The organism is Parasphingomonas frigoris (assembly GCF_036663815.1).
Taxonomy (GTDB): Bacteria; Pseudomonadota; Alphaproteobacteria; order Sphingomonadales; family Sphingomonadaceae; genus Sphingomonas.
This window is the reverse complement of the sequence record NZ_JAXOJQ010000001.1, coordinates 502,039-519,683: the sequence shown is the minus strand read 5'-3', so window position 1 is coordinate 519,683 and position 17,645 is coordinate 502,039. Positions and strand designations below refer to the sequence as shown.

Annotated in this window: 20 protein-coding genes; 7 read left to right on the top strand and 13 right to left on the bottom strand. The window is 68.4% G+C overall.

The window, feature by feature from the left end; all coding sequences use genetic code 11:
• Positions 1-16: 16 nt before the first annotated feature.
• Genes U1872_RS02470 through U1872_RS02445 form a run of 6 tightly spaced genes read left to right on the top strand, consistent with a single transcriptional unit; the run spans position 17 to position 5,846 of the window.
• Positions 17-469 carry a MarR family winged helix-turn-helix transcriptional regulator gene (locus tag U1872_RS02470; protein ID WP_332791277.1) on the top strand — a complete coding sequence of 151 codons (453 nt, stop codon included), beginning with the start codon at positions 17-19 and terminating at the stop codon, positions 467-469.
• Entirely contained in the window at positions 466-2,514 is a 2,049-nt protein-coding gene (locus U1872_RS02465; RefSeq protein ID WP_332791276.1) for an FUSC family protein, read from the top strand. The genes U1872_RS02470 and U1872_RS02465 overlap by 4 nt, the downstream gene beginning before the upstream one ends.
• Entirely contained in the window at positions 2,511-2,717 is a 207-nt protein-coding gene (locus tag U1872_RS02460) for a DUF1656 domain-containing protein (protein WP_332791275.1), read from the top strand. The genes U1872_RS02465 and U1872_RS02460 overlap by 4 nt, the downstream gene beginning before the upstream one ends.
• Positions 2,714-3,598 (top strand): efflux RND transporter periplasmic adaptor subunit, encoded by an 885-nt coding sequence (locus tag U1872_RS02455; RefSeq protein WP_332791274.1) that lies wholly within the window; start codon positions 2,714-2,716, stop codon positions 3,596-3,598. The genes U1872_RS02460 and U1872_RS02455 overlap by 4 nt, the downstream gene beginning before the upstream one ends.
• Positions 3,595-4,998, top strand: a complete 1,404-nt coding sequence (locus U1872_RS02450; RefSeq protein WP_332791273.1) for an efflux transporter outer membrane subunit — start codon at positions 3,595-3,597, stop codon at positions 4,996-4,998. The genes U1872_RS02455 and U1872_RS02450 overlap by 4 nt, the downstream gene beginning before the upstream one ends.
• 17 nt (positions 4,999-5,015) lie before the next feature.
• Positions 5,016-5,846 carry an aldo/keto reductase gene (locus tag U1872_RS02445; protein ID WP_332791272.1) on the top strand — a complete coding sequence of 277 codons (831 nt, stop codon included), beginning with the start codon at positions 5,016-5,018 and terminating at the stop codon, positions 5,844-5,846.
• Positions 5,847-5,850: 4 nt separating this feature from the next.
• Here the strand turns inward: U1872_RS02445 and U1872_RS02440 are convergent, their stop codons facing one another.
• The 5 genes from U1872_RS02440 to U1872_RS02420 all read right to left on the bottom strand — a co-directional run bounded on the left by U1872_RS02440 (position 5,851) and on the right by U1872_RS02420 (position 9,382).
• On the bottom strand, positions 5,851-6,456 hold the full coding sequence (locus U1872_RS02440) for a transposase (RefSeq protein ID WP_332791271.1): 606 nt from the start codon (positions 6,454-6,456) through the stop codon (positions 5,851-5,853).
• Positions 6,429-6,692 (bottom strand): exonuclease domain-containing protein, encoded by a 264-nt coding sequence (locus U1872_RS02435; RefSeq protein ID WP_332791270.1) that lies wholly within the window; start codon positions 6,690-6,692, stop codon positions 6,429-6,431. The genes U1872_RS02440 and U1872_RS02435 overlap by 28 nt, the downstream gene beginning before the upstream one ends.
• Positions 6,693-6,756: 64 nt before the next feature.
• Entirely contained in the window at positions 6,757-7,335 is a 579-nt protein-coding gene (locus tag U1872_RS02430; protein WP_332791269.1) for an alpha-ketoglutarate-dependent dioxygenase AlkB, read from the bottom strand.
• A gap of 288 nt (positions 7,336-7,623) precedes the next feature.
• Positions 7,624-8,928 (bottom strand): OmpP1/FadL family transporter, encoded by a 1,305-nt coding sequence (locus tag U1872_RS02425; protein ID WP_332791268.1) that lies wholly within the window; start codon positions 8,926-8,928, stop codon positions 7,624-7,626.
• A 43-nt stretch (positions 8,929-8,971) separates the two neighbouring features.
• Positions 8,972-9,382, bottom strand: coding sequence for a DUF2147 domain-containing protein (locus U1872_RS02420; RefSeq protein ID WP_332791267.1), 411 nt, complete (start codon positions 9,380-9,382; stop codon positions 8,972-8,974).
• A gap of 390 nt (positions 9,383-9,772) precedes the next feature.
• Between U1872_RS02420 and U1872_RS02415 the strand changes: the two genes are divergently transcribed.
• Entirely contained in the window at positions 9,773-10,207 is a 435-nt protein-coding gene (locus U1872_RS02415) for a MerR family transcriptional regulator (protein WP_332791266.1), read from the top strand.
• An 18-nt stretch (positions 10,208-10,225) separates the two neighbouring features.
• Here the strand turns inward: U1872_RS02415 and U1872_RS02410 are convergent, their stop codons facing one another.
• The 8 genes from U1872_RS02410 to bamA all read right to left on the bottom strand — a co-directional run bounded on the left by U1872_RS02410 (position 10,226) and on the right by bamA (position 17,639).
• Positions 10,226-10,861, bottom strand: coding sequence for a 2-dehydro-3-deoxy-6-phosphogalactonate aldolase (locus U1872_RS02410; protein ID WP_332791265.1), 636 nt, complete (start codon positions 10,859-10,861; stop codon positions 10,226-10,228).
• Positions 10,858-11,760: a 2-dehydro-3-deoxygalactonokinase gene (locus tag U1872_RS02405; RefSeq protein WP_332791264.1), complete on the bottom strand. Its 903-nt coding sequence runs from the start codon at positions 11,758-11,760 to the stop codon at positions 10,858-10,860. The genes U1872_RS02410 and U1872_RS02405 overlap by 4 nt, the downstream gene beginning before the upstream one ends.
• Positions 11,757-12,617, bottom strand: a complete 861-nt coding sequence (locus U1872_RS02400) for an SMP-30/gluconolactonase/LRE family protein (protein WP_332791263.1) — start codon at positions 12,615-12,617, stop codon at positions 11,757-11,759. Before U1872_RS02400 ends, U1872_RS02405 begins: the two co-directional genes overlap by 4 nt.
• A gap of 129 nt (positions 12,618-12,746) precedes the next feature.
• Positions 12,747-13,073 carry a PilZ domain-containing protein gene (locus U1872_RS02395; protein ID WP_332791262.1) on the bottom strand — a complete coding sequence of 109 codons (327 nt, stop codon included), beginning with the start codon at positions 13,071-13,073 and terminating at the stop codon, positions 12,747-12,749.
• 171 nt (positions 13,074-13,244) lie between these two features.
• Positions 13,245-13,478 carry a 50S ribosomal protein L31 gene (rpmE, locus tag U1872_RS02390; protein WP_332791261.1) on the bottom strand — a complete coding sequence of 78 codons (234 nt, stop codon included), beginning with the start codon at positions 13,476-13,478 and terminating at the stop codon, positions 13,245-13,247.
• A 158-nt stretch (positions 13,479-13,636) separates the two neighbouring features.
• Complete coding sequence (gene fabZ, locus U1872_RS02385) at positions 13,637-14,113, bottom strand: 3-hydroxyacyl-ACP dehydratase FabZ (RefSeq protein WP_332791260.1); 477 nt, start codon at positions 14,111-14,113, stop codon at positions 13,637-13,639.
• A gap of 11 nt (positions 14,114-14,124) precedes the next feature.
• Entirely contained in the window at positions 14,125-14,853 is a 729-nt protein-coding gene (locus U1872_RS02380) for an OmpH/Skp family outer membrane protein (protein ID WP_332791259.1), read from the bottom strand.
• Positions 14,853-17,639 (bottom strand): outer membrane protein assembly factor BamA, encoded by a 2,787-nt coding sequence (gene bamA, locus U1872_RS02375; RefSeq protein WP_443025302.1) that lies wholly within the window; start codon positions 17,637-17,639, stop codon positions 14,853-14,855. The genes U1872_RS02380 and bamA overlap by 1 nt, the downstream gene beginning before the upstream one ends.
• Between the last annotated feature and the right edge of the window lie 6 nt (positions 17,640-17,645).

The following is a 17,645-nucleotide window of genomic DNA, read 5'->3' as shown; positions in this document are numbered from 1 at the left end:
ATTACTTAGCACGCTAATGACGTCCGAACGATCCCAAGCCGAGTCGGCCTATGCGCGCACGCTGTTGCCGCTGGCGCGCATGTGGCGACACGTTGCCGACCGCGCGCTGAGCGAGTTCGGCTTGTCCGCGTCGGGCGGCTGGGCGCTCGTGCAGGTCGGGCGGCTCGGCGACGATGTCCGCCAGACCGACCTCGCCGCCGAGCTCGACGTCTCGGCCGCGTCGCTGGTTCGCGTGGTCGACCAGTTGGTCGCAGCACAGCTCGTCGATCGGCAGCGCGACGAGGTCGATGCCCGCGTCAGCCGCGTCCGGCTGACCGAGCGCGGGCACGCGCTGGTCGAGAAGATCGAGGCCGCCTTCGAGGCGTTGCGGCACGAGACGCTCGCCGACATCGCCGACGACGATCTCGCCACCGCGCTGCGCGTCGCCGAGCAGCTCGAAAGCCGCTTTTCGCGCCGGCGGCCGCGATGACACCGCGCGACCGCTTCGGCTGGAAGGAAGCGCTCTTCTCGGTCAAATGCCTGATCGCCGCGATCCTGGCCTATTATATCGCGCTGCGGATCGGCCTGACGCGTCCCTATTGGGCGGTGACCACCTCGTACATCGTCGCCCAGCCGCTGGCCGGCGCAGCGCTGTCGAAGGCGGTGTTCCGCGTCGCCGGGACGGTGCTCGGCGCGACCGCGGCGGTGGTGCTGGTGCCCAACCTCGTCAATGCGCCCGAACTGCTGTCGCTCGCGCTGGCCTTGTGGCTCGGCGTCTGCCTCTACATCTCTTTGCTCGACCGGACGCCGCGCGCCTATGTCTTCCTGCTTGCCGGCTATACCGCGAGCATCATCGGCTTTCCCTCGGTCGCGGCACCCGATGCGGTGTTCACGACGTCGGTGCTGCGCGTGCAGGAGATCACGATCGGCATCCTGTGCGGTGCGCTGGTGCACGGCTTCGTCTTTCCGCAGACGGTGACCGCGACGCTACTCTCGCGCGTCAACGCGATCCTCGCCGATGCCGAACGCTGGTCGCGCGATTCGCTTGCCGGGCTGGCGGACGCTGCGCTCGATCGCGACCGGCGGCGGCTCGCGCTCGACATCAATGAACTGCACCAGCTGTCGATTCACCTTCCCTTCGACACTGCCCGCCTGCTGCCGCGCGTGCGGACGCTGCGCGCGCTGCAGGCCGAGCTGTCGATGCTGCTTCCGCTCGCCAGCGCGGTCGACGACCGGATCCGCGAGCTGCTGCGCGGAGCGGAGGCGCCGCGACCAGAAGCGGTGACGCTGATCGAGGATGTGCGCGCGTGGCTTGCCGCCGGGCTCCCGGTGGCCGAGCGCAACGAGGCCGCGGACGCGCTCATTGCCCGCGCCCGCGCGCTCGAGCCGCCGGTGGCCGAGCCGCTGCTGTGGCGCGACGCGCTGCGCCTCAGCCTGCTCGCCCGGCTCGCCGAGCTGATCGACGCGCATCGCAACGCGCGCGACCTGCTCGACCAGATGAAATCGCCGTCGCGCGCGCCGCTCAACCCCGGCGTCGCCCGGCTGCTCGCGCGCAGCGCGCGGCGCCCGCTCCACCGCGACCGTGGCATCGCGCTGCGCGCCGCCGCCGGCACGGTCGCGACGATACTGCTCGGCTGCACCTTCTGGATCGCGACCGGCTGGTCCGACGGGGCGGGCGCGGTGCTGATCGCCGGAGTGTGTTGCGCGCTGTTCGGCAATAGCGACGATCCCGCGCCATCGATCATGGCGTTCTTCTACGGGACGATCCTCGGCCTCGTCGTGTCGGCGATCTATGCCTTCGTGATCCTGCCCCGCGTCACCGATTTCGTGACGCTGATCGCGGTGCTCGCCCCCGCCATGCTGATCGGCGGGGTCTTCCTCGCCCGCCCCAAGACGATGCTCGTCACGCTCGGCGCGCTGCTCGGCGGGATCAACACCGTCGGCCTCAACGACCGCTACGGCGGCAGCTTCGACGCGTTCGTCAATGGCGGCGTGTCGCAGCTGATCGGGACGATCTTCGCAGTCGTCACGGTCGGGTTGTTCCAGACGATCGGCGCCGAGACGGCAGCGCGCCGCCTGATCCGCGCCGGCTGGCGCGAGCTCGCCTGGCGCAGCAACGCGTCCGGCCCGCCCGATGCCGCCGGCTGGATCGCGCGGATGCTCGACCGGATCGGCCTGCTCGCGCCGCGCCTCGCGCTGCAGGGCGCGGACCCCGGCAAGCCGTTGCTCGATGCGCTGACCGATCTGCGCGTCGGTGTGTCGATCGCCGAATTGCGCCAGTTGCGGCTCGACGGCACGCCCGCCGATGCCTCGGTGATCACCCCTGTGCTCTCCGGCGTCGGCGCGCATTATCGTGCGCTGCGCCCCGACCGCCCGGCGCCGCCCGAACCGCACCTGCTCGCCGACCTCGACAGCGCGATGAACCAACTGGCCGAGGCCGATCCGCCCGCCAAGCGCCGCGCCGGGGTGCTCGCGCTGACGTCTTTGCGGCGCAACCTGTTCCCCGGCGCGCCGGCGTATGGAGAAGCGGCATGATCGGTGAAGTCTCGATCGCCGGCGTCTACCTCCCGACGATCCTCCTGCTGGCGGTCGCGGCGCTGGTGCTGACCGGCATCGCGACGCGCCTGCTCGCGCTCGTCGGCTTCTACCGGCTGGTGGCGTATCGCCCGCTCGTCGATCTCGCGCTCTTCTTCCTCATCCTGGGGCTGTTGTCCCTGCTGACCGGATCCTCGCTATGAAAGCCCTCCTCGCCCCGCTCGGTCGCTCCGCCGTGACCATCGTCATCGTCATCCTCGCGATCGTCGTCGCTTTGTGGCTGTGGCGCCGGTACGAAACCGATCCGTGGACGCGCGACGGCCGGGTGCGCGCCGATATCGTGCGGATCACCCCCGATGTCGGTGGGCTGATCACGCAAGTCGCGGTGCGCGACAATCAGCGTGTGAAGGCCGGCGACATATTGTTCGTGGTCGATCGCCCGCGCTTCGAGCTGACGCTCGCCCAGTCCGATGCCGCGATCCAGAGCGCGCGCGCGACGCTGCTGCAGGCGCGGCGCGAGGCCCAGCGCGACCTCGCGCTGGGCGATCTCGTCGCCAAGGAAACGCACGAGCAGAATGTCGCGCGCGTCGCGACCGCCACCGCGGCGCTGGCGCAGGCACAGAGCGCGCGCTCGACCGCCGCGCTCAACCTGGCGCGCACCACCGTGCGCGCGAGCGTCAACGGCACCGTGACCAACCTCGACCTGCATCCCGGCGACTATATCGCCGCCGGCACGCAGGCGATGGCGCTGGTCGACACCGACTCGATCCGCGTCGAGGGCTATTTCGAGGAAACCAAGCTCGGCAGCATCCACCTCGGTGACCCCGTGACGGTCCACCTGATGGGCGAGCCGCGAGCGCTGAAGGGCCGCGTCGACAGCATCGCCGCCGGGATCAACGATACCGAGCGGACCACCAGCAGCAACCAGCTGCCGACGGTCAACCCGACCTTCACCTGGGTCCGCCTCGCACAGCGGATCCCGGTGCGCGTCAAGCTGTTGCAGGTGCCGCAGGGCGTCTCGCTGATCGTCGGGCGCAGCGCGACCGTGACGGTCGTGCCGCAGGCGCCGCAGGTGCGCACATGATCCGGCGCTTTGCGATCGCGGCGTCGGCGCTCGCGCTGGCGGGCTGCACCACGGTCGGCCCCAATTATGCCCGGCCCGAACAGGCGGTCGTCAACCGGCCGAGCGCGCTTGGGACGTTCGACAGCGGTCGCGAGAAGGCGTTCGCCGACACCCCGCTGCCCGATCATTGGTGGCAGCTTTACGGCGACACGCGGCTCGACGGCTTCGTCGCGGAGGGGCTCGCGGCGAATACCGACCTGCGCGTCGCCGACGCCAATCTGCGCCGCGCCGATGCCGTGGTCGCCGAGGTCGAGGCCGGCCGGACGCTCTCGACCACGCTCGGCGGCGGGGCGACGCTATCGCGGCCGTACGGCACCGGCGGCGCACTCCCCGGTACGGTCGGCTACGACGTCGGGCTGTCGCTCGCGTATCCGCTCGACCTGTCCGGCAAGATCACCCGCGCGATCGAAGCCTCGCGCGGCGATGCCGAGGCGGTCGCCGCGGCGCGCGACAACGTTCGCGTGACGGTCGCGGCCGAGATCGCGCGCAGCTATGCCGCCGCCTGCACCGCCAACATGGTGCTCGCCGCCAACAATCGCGTGCTCGCCCTCCAGCGTCAGACGCTCGACGTGACGCAGCGGCTCCAGCGTGGCGGGCGCGGCACCGCCTTCGACGTCACGCGCGCGCAGAGCGCGGTCGACCAGAGCGCGGCGCTCGTCCCGACCGTCATCGCGACGCGCACCGCCGCGCTCTATCGGCTCGCCACGCTGATGGGGCGCACGCCCGCCGACTATCCCCGCGACGTCGCGACCTGCGCAACCCCGCCGGCGATGCGCAAGCCGCTGCCGATCGGGGACGGTGCGGCGCTGATCGCGCGCCGCCCCGACATCCGCGCCGCCGAGCGCACGCTCGCCGCCGCCACTGCGCGGATCGGCGTGGCGACCGCCAACCTCTATCCGCAGGTCAGCCTCGGCGGATCGGTCGGACTGACCGGGCCGGTCTCGGCGTTCGGCTCGGGCAATGCCTTCCATATCGGGCTGGGGCCGCTGATCAGCTGGAGCTTCCCCAACCGCCCGATCGTGCGCGCGCAGATCGCGCAGGCCGGCGCCGCCGCCGACAGCGCGCTCGCGCAGTTCGACTCGACCACGCTCGAGGCGCTGCGCCAGACCGAGACCGCGCTTTCGGCTTATGCGCGCGAGGCGGATCGCAACGCCGCGCTCGCCCGCGCGCAGTCGAGCGCGTCTCGTGCGGCGCAGCAGGCCGGCACGCTTTATCGCTTCGGCCGCACCGACTTCCTCTCGCTGCTCAGCGCGCAGGCGGCGCTGACGACGGCGCAGGCGAACCTTGCGGCGTCGAACGCGTTGTTGGTCGATCGCCAGGTCGATGTGTTCAAGGCACTCGGCGGCGGCTGGCAATCCTGAACGCAGGCGACGACGACATGAAGCACATCCCCTTCCCTGACGGCACCACCGTTCCCGCGCTCGGCCAGGGCACCTGGATGATGGGCGAAGACGCCGCGCGGCGCGACGACGAGATCGCCGCACTGCGCGAAGGGATCGCGCTCGGGATGACGCTGATCGACACCGCCGAAATGTATGGCGATGGCGCTTCCGAGGAAGTGGTCGGCGCGGCGATCGCCGGGATGCGCGACGACGTGTTCCTCGTCAGCAAGGCCTATCCGCAGAATGCTTCGCGCGCGCGGCTGCGTGCAGCGTGCGAGGCGAGCCTGGCGCGGCTCGGCACCGATCGGCTCGACCTGTATTTGCTGCATTGGCGCGGCTCGGTGCCGTTCGCCGAGACGGTCGCGGCGATGGAAGCGCTGCGTGACGCCGGGCTGATCGTGCGGTGGGGCGTGAGCAATCTCGACACCGCCGACATGGACGAACTCGTCGCTGCGGGCGGAGCCGGCTGCGCGACCGACCAAATCCTCTACAACCTCACGCGGCGCGGGCCCGAGCATGACCTGCTGCCGTGGCTGGCCGAGCACCGCATGCCGGCGATGGCCTATAGCCCGGTCGAACAGGGGCGCCTGATCGGCAACGCGAAGCTGGCATCGCTGGCGGCAGAGATCGGCGCGACGCCCGCGCAACTGGCGCTCGCCTGGACGATGCGGCGCGATGGGGTGATCGCCATTCCCAAGGCCGGCAGCGTCGCCCACGTCCGCGACAATCGCGCCGCTGCCGATCTGACGCTCGACCCTGCCGTGCTGGCGCGGATCGATGCGGTGTTTCCGCCACCGAAAGCGCGGCGGCCGCTCGAAATGCTCTGAGCGGCTAGAGGCCGGCGAACAGCGCGTCCTCCGAGACGATGCGGATCGTGGCCCCGTGCTTGCGCATCCGCTGCGCCTTGAGGAAGGTGGCACTCGTCCGGAACGCACGCCCGATCGGGTCGCCGCCGGCGACGACGAGCAGCGCGGTGGTCGGGCCGACCGCGCTCATCACCTTGCCGCCATGCCGCGCCATCCGCTGCGCCAGGCGCCCGTCGCGCGGTTCGCCGAGGATCGCAATCCGCTGGCCGAGCAGCGGGCCGTCCTCGGTTGGCGCGGGCGCAGGCCCGGCCTTGCGCGGCGGAGCGAGCCATTCCTCGAGTGAAAGGCCGGTATGGTCGATCGCCTTGACGATCACCCAGCCTGCCGCACGCGCATCGCTCAGCGCATCGTGATGCTTGTGCGCGATACCGAGATAGCGCGCGAGGCCGCCGAGCTTGTGGCTCTCGAGATCGGGCCAGGCGCGTTTGGCGACGCGGACGCTGTCGAGCCAGACGGTCTGGATCATCGGTCGCGCGTGCACCCGGCATGCCGCGGCGAGCGCGCCCTTGTCGAAATAGGAATGCGCCACCGTCGTGCGGCCGGTCAGATGGCCGTCGACCGTGGCGTGCACGTGCCGAAGCACGGCTGGCCGACGACGTGGTGCGCGGCGATGCCGTGGATCCGCGTGTTGAACGGGTTGAACTCGTCGCGCGGGTCGAGCAGCGTCTCATAGTCGAAGATCTCGCGCCCGTCGCGAAAGCCGACGATGCCGATCTGGCAGATGCTGCTCACGCGCGAACACGCCGTCTCGACGTCGATCACGACGAAATCGGGCGGCGGCGATGCGGGGGAGAACGGGAACGTCACGCGGTCGCGCATAGCAGATGTCGGGGAGTTTCTGTCCAGGTTTTCGCGCGCGGCGGGAGAGCGGTCATCGCACCAGCGCCCGCCCCTTGTCCGACAGGCTGCGGAAGGTGATCGACCAGCGCGGCGCGTCCATCTCGCTGATGCTGTGCTCCCACAGATACCGCGCCTCGCCGCTGAGATGATAGGCGCCGCGCGGCGTCAGCGGCGCGGTTGCGCGCTCGAAGCGCTCGCCGACCCGGCGCCGGAAGCGCATCGTCGCGGGCGCGCCGAGCGAGATCCCGACGACATGCTCGAAATGCGGGCGATCGCGGTGCCAGCCGATCCCTGCCCCGACATCGTAGCGGATCACCAGCGCCTGGACGAGCACGCCGGCATCCAGCCCGGCCATCGCCTCCGCGCGTCCGCGCAAGGGCTCGAGCCACTCCGGGATCGGCGCTGCCTGCGCAAAGCGCCCATCATCGAAATCATAATGCCAGCCGAAGCTGTGCGTCAGCCGCTTGCCGGTCCAGCCCTGGAAGCGGAACGGCGTCAGCTCGGCCGCGTCGATCGCCGCGACCAGCGCGCGCGCCTCGGCGGCGGTCACGAAATCCTCGACCGCGCGCAGCCCGGGCAGGATCGGGGTATCGAAAAGATCCAGCATCATCGATCCACAGACAAAAGGCCGCCCCTTGCGGGACGGCCTTTCCATTGTCGGCCTGGGCCGGCAAATTTCAGGCGCGCGCGCCCTTCACGAGGAAGGTCATGCTCGAAACCTGTGCCGACTGCGGCATGAGACAATGAGACATTCGACCACCTCCTTTCAATTGTTGAACGATAGCCGGAAGATGGGGTCGGGTCTCACGATTGCAAGATGCTTGGACACAACAAGGCCCGCCGTATCGCGTGGATACGACGGGCCGAGTTGTGCCGGTTCAGGGCGCTCTCCCCAACCTCAGAAGCTGAAGCGACCGCCCAGCGACAGGACGACGGCATGCGCGTTCTGCAGCAGGCCCTTGGTCAGGATCACCGTCTGCGCAGCCGTGCCGGCATAGGCGGCAGTCGCGCGGTCGATCGTGGTGTCCTTGAAGTCGACATAGCTTGCCGCGGCGTCGAGCGTCATGCGCGGAGTCAGGCGATAGCTGCCACCCGCCGAGTAGGTCCAGCGGTTCGAGTCGGGCACGCGCGCATCACGCAGGCCATCCTGCGTCGGCGTCACCGCGCGCTGCACGCCGGCACGGACCGTCGCCTTGGGGCTGACCGCATAGTCGAACCCGCCAGCGAGGCTCCAGCTGTCGCGATAATTCTCGGGCAGCGCGACGTTGAGCGGCGCGCCGAGGCGGATCGCGTCGAACTTGCTCCAGTTGTACGCGACGACCTGCGCGTTGAGCGTCAGCGCCTCGGTCGCGCGCAGGCGACCACCGACGATCACCTGGCCCGGCGTGTTGAACTGCGCGGTCACGTTCGACAGCGCGCGGTTCTGCGCGGCGAGCGGGCCGACCAGCCCGGCGACGGTGAGATCGCCCTTGAGCGTGTGCTTGATGCTCGACTTGTAGCTGATGCCGACGGTGACGAGCTTGTTGTGAAGCTGCACGCCTGCGGTCCAGCCGAAGTCCCAGCCGTCGCCCTTGAGCGTCTGGCTGCCGTCGGGCAGCGCTGCCACGACGTTGGGCAGCGCGTTGCTGAGATAGGCGTCGGTATATTCGACGTTGAGCGCACCACCGACGCGCAGCCAGTCGGTCAGCACCACGCCGATCGACGGCTGGATGTCGATCGTGCGCAGGCGCGTCTTGTCGGCGCTGTAGCGCGTCCAGCTGTTCGCATCATAATCGGTGGTGAAGCTGAACGGCGAGGTTACCGCGAGGCCGACCGTGACGCGGTCGTTGATCGGGAAGGCGACCGAGCCGCTCGGCAGCACGCCGTTGTTGATCGGGTCGCGCGAGCGCGTCGTTCCGCCGATCGGCGCGAACGGCTGGCCCGGACGCGAGATCAAGGTGCCGTTGTCGACGACGTCGCCCTTGGGGAGGATCGCGGTCGCGCTGATCTGCACTTCGGTGTCGCTCAGCCCGGCGATCGCGGCCGGGTTCCACCACAGCGACGACGGGCCGGTGTCGGCGACTTCGCCCGAGAAGGAGCGGCCGGCGCCGACCGTGGTCTGCGACTGGAGGTAGAAGGCATCGGCATGCGCGACGCCGGAGAAGCCGACGGTCGAGACGAGCGCCGAGGCGGCCAACAACGGGGCCTTGAAACGAAGAACCATGATGTAATCCTGAACTATACTATTGGAGGGGAGAAAGAAGGGGTTAGCGGACGCGCGTCCAGGTCTGCGTCTTGCAGAGCGGGAAGAACACGCAGCCGCGCAACTTCAGCTGGTTGGCGCCGAGCGGGGTGATCCGGCCGCTGTAGGTCTTGCCGTCCTGCGCATTGTAGACCTGGCCGTTCGACCAGACGCCGTCCTTGTCGGCCGCAAAGCCGCTCAGCATGAGCATGCCCTGCACCGGCCGCGTGCGCAGCGCCGCGCTGGAATTGTTGCTGTCCTTGAGCGCGGGGTTGGCACGCAACGCGTCGGAGGTGACGATCTTGCCGCAGATCGACGGGCCGCACCGGCTGATCTCGACGATCGCGTTGAGTGTCTCGGTCTTCCAGCGACCGATCACGGTGTCCTCGGTGGCGGGGGTTCCGGCCAACAGGGCGGCGATGAGCAACAGCGACATGATCTTCCTCTCCTTGTTCCGCGGACGAGCGGAAACCGATGGTGCCGTGCTGGGATGGCTCCTGCACGATCTGTTCTGGGTCGCACCATTTCGGCCCTAATCGCGAGCCCGTTGACGTATGCGGCAATGCGCTCGCAGTAGATTCGTCGCGGCACAAGTCAAGCGCTCTCGCCGCGCCGGGCGCGGATGTGCGACGATCCGAGGCCGCCGCCTCCCTCTGCGCCGCCGCCGCACCAGCGCGGGCGCAGCGGCGAAGATCGTCCTTCCCCCCGCTCGGAAAATCCGCGACAGTCCCTCCACCGTCTCGGCCGGCATCGATTCCGCAAAGGAGCTTTGCTCAAGGTTTGCCGAACATCGGCAAGGGTCCGAGCGTGCGGGTGGGGATTTGGTTTGAACGTATCGCAGGCGGACCTGACGGGAATCAACGACGTGGCGCGGATGCTCGACATCACGCCCCGCACCTTGCGTTTCTACGAGGACAAGGGGCTGATCACGCCGTGCCGGGTCGGCGCGATCCGCGTCTATACCAAGCGCGAGATCGCCCGCATGCGGCTGATCCTGCGCGGCAAGCGGCTTGGCTTCTCGCTGCGCGACATCGTCGAATTTCTCGACCTGTATGACGCCGATCCGCAGCATGTCGAACAGATGCGCGCGCTCGCCGAACGCTGTCGCCAGCGGATCGTCAGCCTCGCCGCACAGCAGGAAGCGATCGCCGAAACGCTCGCGGAGCTCGAGAAGATCGAACGCCAGGCGCTCGACCGCGTGCTGGCGACGCGGCGCAAACCGCGAACACCGCCGCGCCCGGCATCGCCCGCGGTCGCCTGACCACGGGTCCGCCCGCGCTTATTTCTGCCGTGCCGCCTGCCAGGCCGCGACCAGCGCGCGCGCCTTTGCGCCAACCCCGGCGGCATCGTCGCCCGGACGGTAAAGCGCGCCGCCAACGCCAATCCCCTCGGCACCCGCCGCGAGCCATTCGGCGAAATTGTCGGCGCCCGTTCCGCCGACGCCCCACACCGCGACGTCGCGCGGCAGGACTTCGCGGATCGCCTTGAGATAGTTCGGGCCGAGCGCCACCGCCGGGAACAGCTTGATGCGGCGCGCGCCCGCGGCGATTGCGCGGAACGCCTCGCTCGGCGCGACGAAGCCCGGCATCGGCTCGAGCCCGAGCTCGACCGCGCGCGCGATCACCGCCGGATCGGTGTTGGGCGTGACCATCACGGTCGCGCCGGTCGCCGCCAACGCCGCGACCCCCTCGAGATCGAGCACCGTGCCCGCGCCGATCGCAGCGACATCGCCGAAGCGCGCCTGGATCGCGGCGATGCTGGTAAACGGGTCGGGCGAGTTGAGCGGCACCTCGATGATGCGGATGCCGGCCTCGACCAGCGCCTCGGCGACGGGCAACGCCTCGTCTGGGCGGATCCCACGCAGGATCGCGACGACCGGCGGGGCGCCGGCGGCGAGCAGTTGGTCGATCGTCATGCAACAGTCTCCAGGAGCGCAAGGCCGGCGAGCGCGCACGCATCGCCGTCGAGCAAGGTGGCGGCAATGCCCCGCGCCGCCAGCGCGCGATCATAGCGTGCGGCAAGCCGCGGATCGCCGATCAGCGAGACGGTCTCGCCGGGGGCCGGTGCCAGTTCGGCGATCTCGCGACCGATCAGCAACCCCGAAAGGTAGCCCGTCGCCCAGCTCGGCGAGCGTGCGTCGATCAACTGCGCACTGCGCGCCTCGAACAAAGCGCCGATCAGCCGCTCACCCTCGCTCGCCCGCGCGAGGCCATGCGCGAACCCGGCGGCTTCGTCCGCGTCGTCGATCGCACCGCTGGCAGCAGCGCGCAGCAGGGTCGAGCCATCGCGCAGCAGCGCGAACAGTTCGCCGGTGAAGAACGTCTGGAACGCGACGATCCGGCCGTCCTCGATCGTTGCCCATTTGCTGTGCGTACCGGGCAAGCCGATGCGGTGCCGCCCGCGCGCGAGCACAGGGTCGAGCGCGATCGCACCGAACAGCTGCGTCTCCTCGCCGCGCATCACGTCGGGCCCGCCCGACGGCGCGGTGCAGACGAGCCCCGCCATGATCGTGACGGGCACGGCATCGAGCGAAAGCTGGGTCGCCCCCGCCAGCCACGTCGCCGCGTCCGCCGGGCACGCCACATAGGGTACCTCGGCCCAGCCGTTACGCGAGCCGACCATGCCGCACAGCGCGATCGACTGCGGGTCGCCGGCAGCACGCCACGGCGCGACGGCAGCCCGCAGCGCGGCCTCCGGCGTGCCGTCGAGCGTGCCGATGCCGGGGCCGTCGCCGCGCGCCACGATCCGGTCGTCCTCGATCCGGAACAGGCGCAACCGGCTGGTCCCCCAGTCGCCGACGATGCGATAGCTCATCGTTGCAGCCTGACGGCGTGCAGCGGCAGCCCCGGTGCAGGCGCGTCGAAGGCGAACAGGCCGCCGGCGTGCGGCTGCTCGGCCAGATCGGCCTCCGACAGGCCGGCGCGCGCGGTGGTGACGTAGCCGGTGCGCAGGTCCGGACCGCCGAACGCCACCTTGGTGACATTGGCGCATGGCAGCGCGACGCGTGCCAGCAGCGTCCCGTCGGGCGCATAGCGGCGCGCTTCCCAGCCGCCCCACAGGCCGACCCATACGCACCCTTCGGAATCGACCGTCACGCCATCGGGATTGCCGTCCTCGGGCGCGATCGTCGCAAACGACACGGCATCGGACAGTGTCTCGTCGGTCGCGATGTCGAAGCGCACGATCGTCCCGGCAAGCGTATCGACATGATAGAGGTGGCGCCCGTCTGGGCTGATCGCCGGACCGTTGGTGATCGTGCATTCGCCGCCGACGACGCGCACCGTTTCGCCATCGAACAGATGCACTGCGCCGCTCGGACTGGATTCCTCGTCGTCCATCGTGCCGAACCACAAGCGCCCGGCGGAATCGACGGTCGCGTCGTTGGTGCGATTGTGCGCCGGCATCGCGATCGTCGCGATCGGCGCGCCGAGCGTCTCCTCCTCGACCAGGTGCAGCGTGCCGCGATTGCCGACGAGCAGGCCGCCATCGCTGGTCGGCACGATGAAGCTCGGCGCACCGCCGACCTCGAAACTCTGGCGCATGTCGGTCGCGGGATCATAGCGGTGCAGCGCGCCGCCCTTGATGTCGACGAACCACAGGACGTCCGCAATCCAGGCAGGCCCCTCGCCGAGCGTCGCTGCGACCGGCCAGATCAATCGACTTTTCAACATCGTCCTCCCCGCAGCGGGCGCTGTGCACGCTGCATCACGAGGGCAAGCCTATAAGAAGGCGAATGCTGTCAAGCAATTGGCGATCGGCGTGTCCGCCGCGATCGGCGGCGGCAGGAGGATCCGACCCGATCAGGCGCGGCTGAGCTGGCTCTGCATCAGCGCCGCGAACGCGATATCATCGAGCGGATCGGCAAACTGGCAGCCGGCTTCATAGTCGTCGGCCCAGACGATCGTCGCGATGACTTGGCCGAGGCGCGGCAGCGTCAGCCAGATCATCGCGCCCTTGTTCATCGGCGAATAGGTGTGAAGCTTGGCACCGTGCAGCGACAGGTCGGTCACCTTGCACAAGGCGCGATCGAGACCACCGCGCCCGAGCTTGGCATCGAGCGAGATCGGCGCGCGCGGGCTGCGGCGGCGTTCCGATTTGAGCGCGGGTTCGAATTCGGCGGCGATCATCGGCGGTCATCCTCCCCGCGTCCTCGCGAGACGAAAAACCTATCCTTGTATCGTAAAGGCCGGGTTAACGCTGCCGCCGCGCCGTCTGCGTCCGACACGCAAACGGCCCGCTCCCCGTGGGGGAACGGACCGTTGACGTAGCATGCGGGGGAGCGATGCGCCCCCAGCGGCTTACTTCTTGCCGATCGACGACATCGCGCCGAAACGCTTGTTGAAGCGGGCGACCTGGCCGCCTGCGTCGAGCATCGTGCCACGGCCGCCGGTCCATGCCGGATGCGCCAGCGGATCGATGTCGAGCGTCATGAGATCGCCTTCCTTGCCCCAGGTCGAGCGGGTCTGGAACTGCGTGCCGTCGGTCATCTGCACCGTGATGGTGTGATAATCGGGATGAATGCCTTGCTTCACGTCTAAATCTCCGAAAGGCCGCTGGTTACCGACCAGCAGCGAAGCCGCCGCCCATAGCAGCACATGCCAGCGGTTGCAAACCTGTGTCTGCCGTAATCCGACGCAGCGGCGCAGCGATCAGATCGCCTCGACCACGCCGAACCCGGTCAGCCTGTCCCTCAGGCCTTGGGCGGATCGGCGATCATCGCGGTGAAATTGGCCTCCGCGGCGAGTTGCCCGTCGATCGTCGCGCGGCCTGCGAACTTGCAGACGCTCGAGCGCTTCTGGACGAACTCGACGTCGAGCTTGAGCAGCACGCCCGGCTCGACGGGTTTACGGAACTTCGCCCCGTCGATCGCCATGAAATAGACGAGCTTGCCCGAGCCGGCGAGGCCGAGCGATTCGACCGCGAGAATCCCCGCCGCCTGCGCCATCGCCTCGACGATAAGCACGCCGGGCATGATCGGACGCCCGGGGAAATGCCCCTGGAAGAACTGCTCGTTGATCGTCACCGCCTTGATCGCCGTGATCGACCGGTCGAGGATCAGCTCCTCGACACGGTCGACCAGCAGCATCGGATAGCGATGCGGCAGCGCCGCCATGACCCGCCCGATATCGAGCGGGCCCAGCGCGCCGCGACTTTCCCCGTCGCTCATCGCGTCGCGGCTCAGCGGCCCGACGGCGACTTGGCGCCGGCTGCCGGAGCGGCCGGAGCAGCGCCACCCTGCGCCTGTGCACGGCGAATCGCCGACATGTAGACGAGCTGCTGGAACTGCTGCTGCAGCTGCACCGTCTGCTGGCTCGGCTGCCAGTTGGCGGGCGGCGTGATCGGCACGGTCGGCGCAGCGGCGTCGAGCGCGGCCTTGATGTCGTCGGTCACGTCGACGGCAGGCGTGCTGTACTGGACCGAGCCGGCCGAGAGCAGCAGGCCGATCTTCTTGGCATCGACCACCGACTTCACCGCAGCCGAATATTTCTGCGAGATCTGCTCGATCGCATAGGCCTGCGCGCGCGTCGCGGGCTGGCTGAGGCGAGCCGAATCGGCCTGCGCGGTCTTCTGCGCGGCTTCCATCTTGGCGAGGATCGGGTTGCGGGCAGCCTGCGCTGCGGCGATTTCCTCGTCGGAAATGCGCTTGTCCTTGTTGGTGTCGAGCGGCGCGCCGAGCGTCGCCATCTCGGTCTGCAGCGCGGCCTGGCGGGCGCTCGCCTGGTCGAGCTGCGCCTTGTAGGTCGTGCTGATCGACTGGTTCGCGGCATCGAGCGCCTTGGCGGTCAGGATGACCGTCTCGGGATCCGAGATCGCCACGCCGCCGACCTGCGCCTGCGCCGAACCCGCCAGCACAAAGGCGGGAAGAACGGCTGCACAGCCGAACATGAGCTTCTGGTACGTCTTCATCAGAACTGAGTCCCTACGTTGAAAGTAACAAGTTTGGTGTCATCGGCCTTGTCCTTGAGCAGGGCATAGGCGAGATCGATACGGAGCGGGCCGAATGGCGAGTTCCAGTTGACGCCGGCGCCGACCGAGATGCGCGGCCGCGGCGAATCGCCGCCGAACACTTCTTTGTATGGCGCAGTGCTGGTCGTGTAGGCGGTATTGACCGACGTGCCGACGCACGGACCGCCGATCGTCGCGGAGTAGCCGACCTGACAGGTCGTCAGGCTGCCCGGGGACACTGCGTCGCTGGTCGGCACGGTGTAATACGGCTGGCCATTGGTCGCGAACACGCTCGAGATGAGCGGCTGGACGGTGACGCGACCGGTGACCGGATCGATCGTCGTCGGGAAGGTCGTCGCGTTGATCACCGGCGAGGTGATGCCGAACAGCGCACCCGCCTGGACGTAGATCGACGGCCGCAGACCGAGTTCACGCGCACCCGCGCCGAGCGGAATCTCGAGCTCGAGCTTGCCGAGATAATACGCGCGGCCACCGAGCGCGTCGTCGGCGAGCAGCTGCGTCCGGTCGGTGACCAGCGTCTGGTTGCCCGATGCATCGGTCGTGTAGCTCTGACGCTGCACGCGCGGGCCGACACCGCGGATCTGGAAGCCGCGGAAATCCGGTTCGCCGAGATAGAAGCGGTCGGTGATGCGGACATTGTCGATCCCGGCGCCACGGCTCTTCTCCAGCGACTTGATATAGCCGCCCTCGAGGTTTGCTGACGCGATGAAGCCGCTGCCGATGTTGAAGAATTTCGATCCTTCGAACTTGGTGCGGATATATTTCACGTCACCGCCCAGCCCGGCGAAATCCTGGCTGAAGATGAAGCGATGCCCCGCGGTCGGGCGCAGGCGGCTGTTGAGGCTGTCGTAGATCAGCGAATAGCCGACCGACGAGGTCCAGCGATTGCCGATCGCGTCGCACAGATAGCGGCCCGCCTGGAGCGGATCGCAAACGTCGTTGGGCGAGTTGCCGCGAATGCCGTCGGTGTTCGAATCGTTGTAATAGGTCGCCTTGTCGAGCCCGACCTGATCGTAGGACAGGCCGTAGCGGGCGGCGAGCTGCCAATATTCGGTCAGCGGCACGCCCGAGCGGATCTGGAAGCCGGTCGACACCTGCGTGTAGGTCGTCTGCCGCTGGTCGCCGACATAGTTGAACGCATTGTAATCGCGCCGGAAGATGTCGCCGCCGATCGCGATGTTCTTGTTGAACAGATACGGCTCGGTGAAGCCCAGCTCGACCGACTTGGAATAGGTCGAATAGTTGACGCTGGCGCGCAGCTCCTGGCCCTTGCCGCGGAAGTTGCGCTGGCGGATCGAGGCCTGGATGATGAAGCGCTCGAGGCTCGAATAGCCCGCCGACAGCGACAGCTCGCCGGTCGACTTCTCCTCGAGATTCGCGGTCAGCACGACGCGGTCGGGCGAGGAGCCCTGCGTCTGCTTGATCTCGAACTTGTCCTGGAAATAACCCAGCGAGTTGATGCGGTCCTGCGAACGCTTGACCTGGAAGCTGTTGAACGCGTCGCCTTCCGACAGGCGGATCTCGCGGCGGATCACCTTGTCCTGCGTCTGCGTGTTGCCGTTGATGTCGATCCGCTCGACGTACGACCGCTTCGCCTCGGCGATGTGGAAGTTGAGCCCCATCGTCAGCGTGTCCTTGTCACGCGCGTAGTCGGGGTTCACTTCGGTGAAGGCATAGCCGAACAGGCCGGCCGCCTCGCTCAGCGAATCGATCGCAGTCTCGACCTTCTTCGCGTTGTACCAATCGCCCTTGTTGATCCCGAGGTTGGCAGCGAGCTTCTTGTTGTCGAAGTCGCGGATGTCGCTGTCGACGGTGATGTCGCCGAACTTGTAGCGCTTGCCCTCCTCCACCACGTAGGTGATGATGAAGTCCTTCTTGTCCGGCGTCAGCTCGGCCACCGCCGAGGTCACGCGGAAGTCGGCATAGCCCTCGGTCAGGTAGAATTGCCGCAGCTTCTGCTGGTCGTAGGCGAGGCGATCCTGGTCGTAGCTGGTGTTCGAGCTGAGCAGCGTCGTCAGGCGCGCCTGCTTGGTCGCCATCTGCTCGCGCAGCTTCGAATCCGAATAGACCTCGTTGCCGAGGATGTTGATCTGGCGGACCTTCGACTTCGGCCCCTCGGACACTTCGAAAATCACGTCGACGCGGTTCTGGTCGAGCGACACCATCTTGGGCTCGACGACCGCGGCGAAGCGACCCTGGCGGCGATACAGCTCGACGATCCGTGCGACATCCTGGCGGACCGCGGTGCGCGTGAAGATCTGGCGGGGGGCGAGTTTCACCTCCTTCTTGATCTTGTCTTCCTTCAAGCGCTTGTTGCCCTCGAAGATGACGCGGTTGATCACCGGATTCTCGCGCACGCGCAGCACCAGATCGCCGGTGTCGGCGCCGGCGATGATCACGTCGGCGAACAGTTCGCTTGCGTAGAGATCCTTGATCGCCTGATCGAGCGTCTCGTTGGTGAACGCCTGCCCGACGCGCAGCTTGGTGTAGGACAGCACCGTCTCGGGCTCGAGCCGCTGCGCGCCTTCGACGCGAATCCCCTTGATGGTGCGAGTCACCACTGGCGCCGGCGCGGCGACGGGCGCCGCCTGAAGCGGTGCGACGGCCGGCTTGCCCGCGCCGGTCTGCTGCGCCGATGCCACCGCCGGCAGGCCGGTCAGCATCGTGCCGGCGAGCAACACGGTGGTGGCCCGTGCGCCGAAATTGGAAACCTTGATCGCTGTCACATCCCA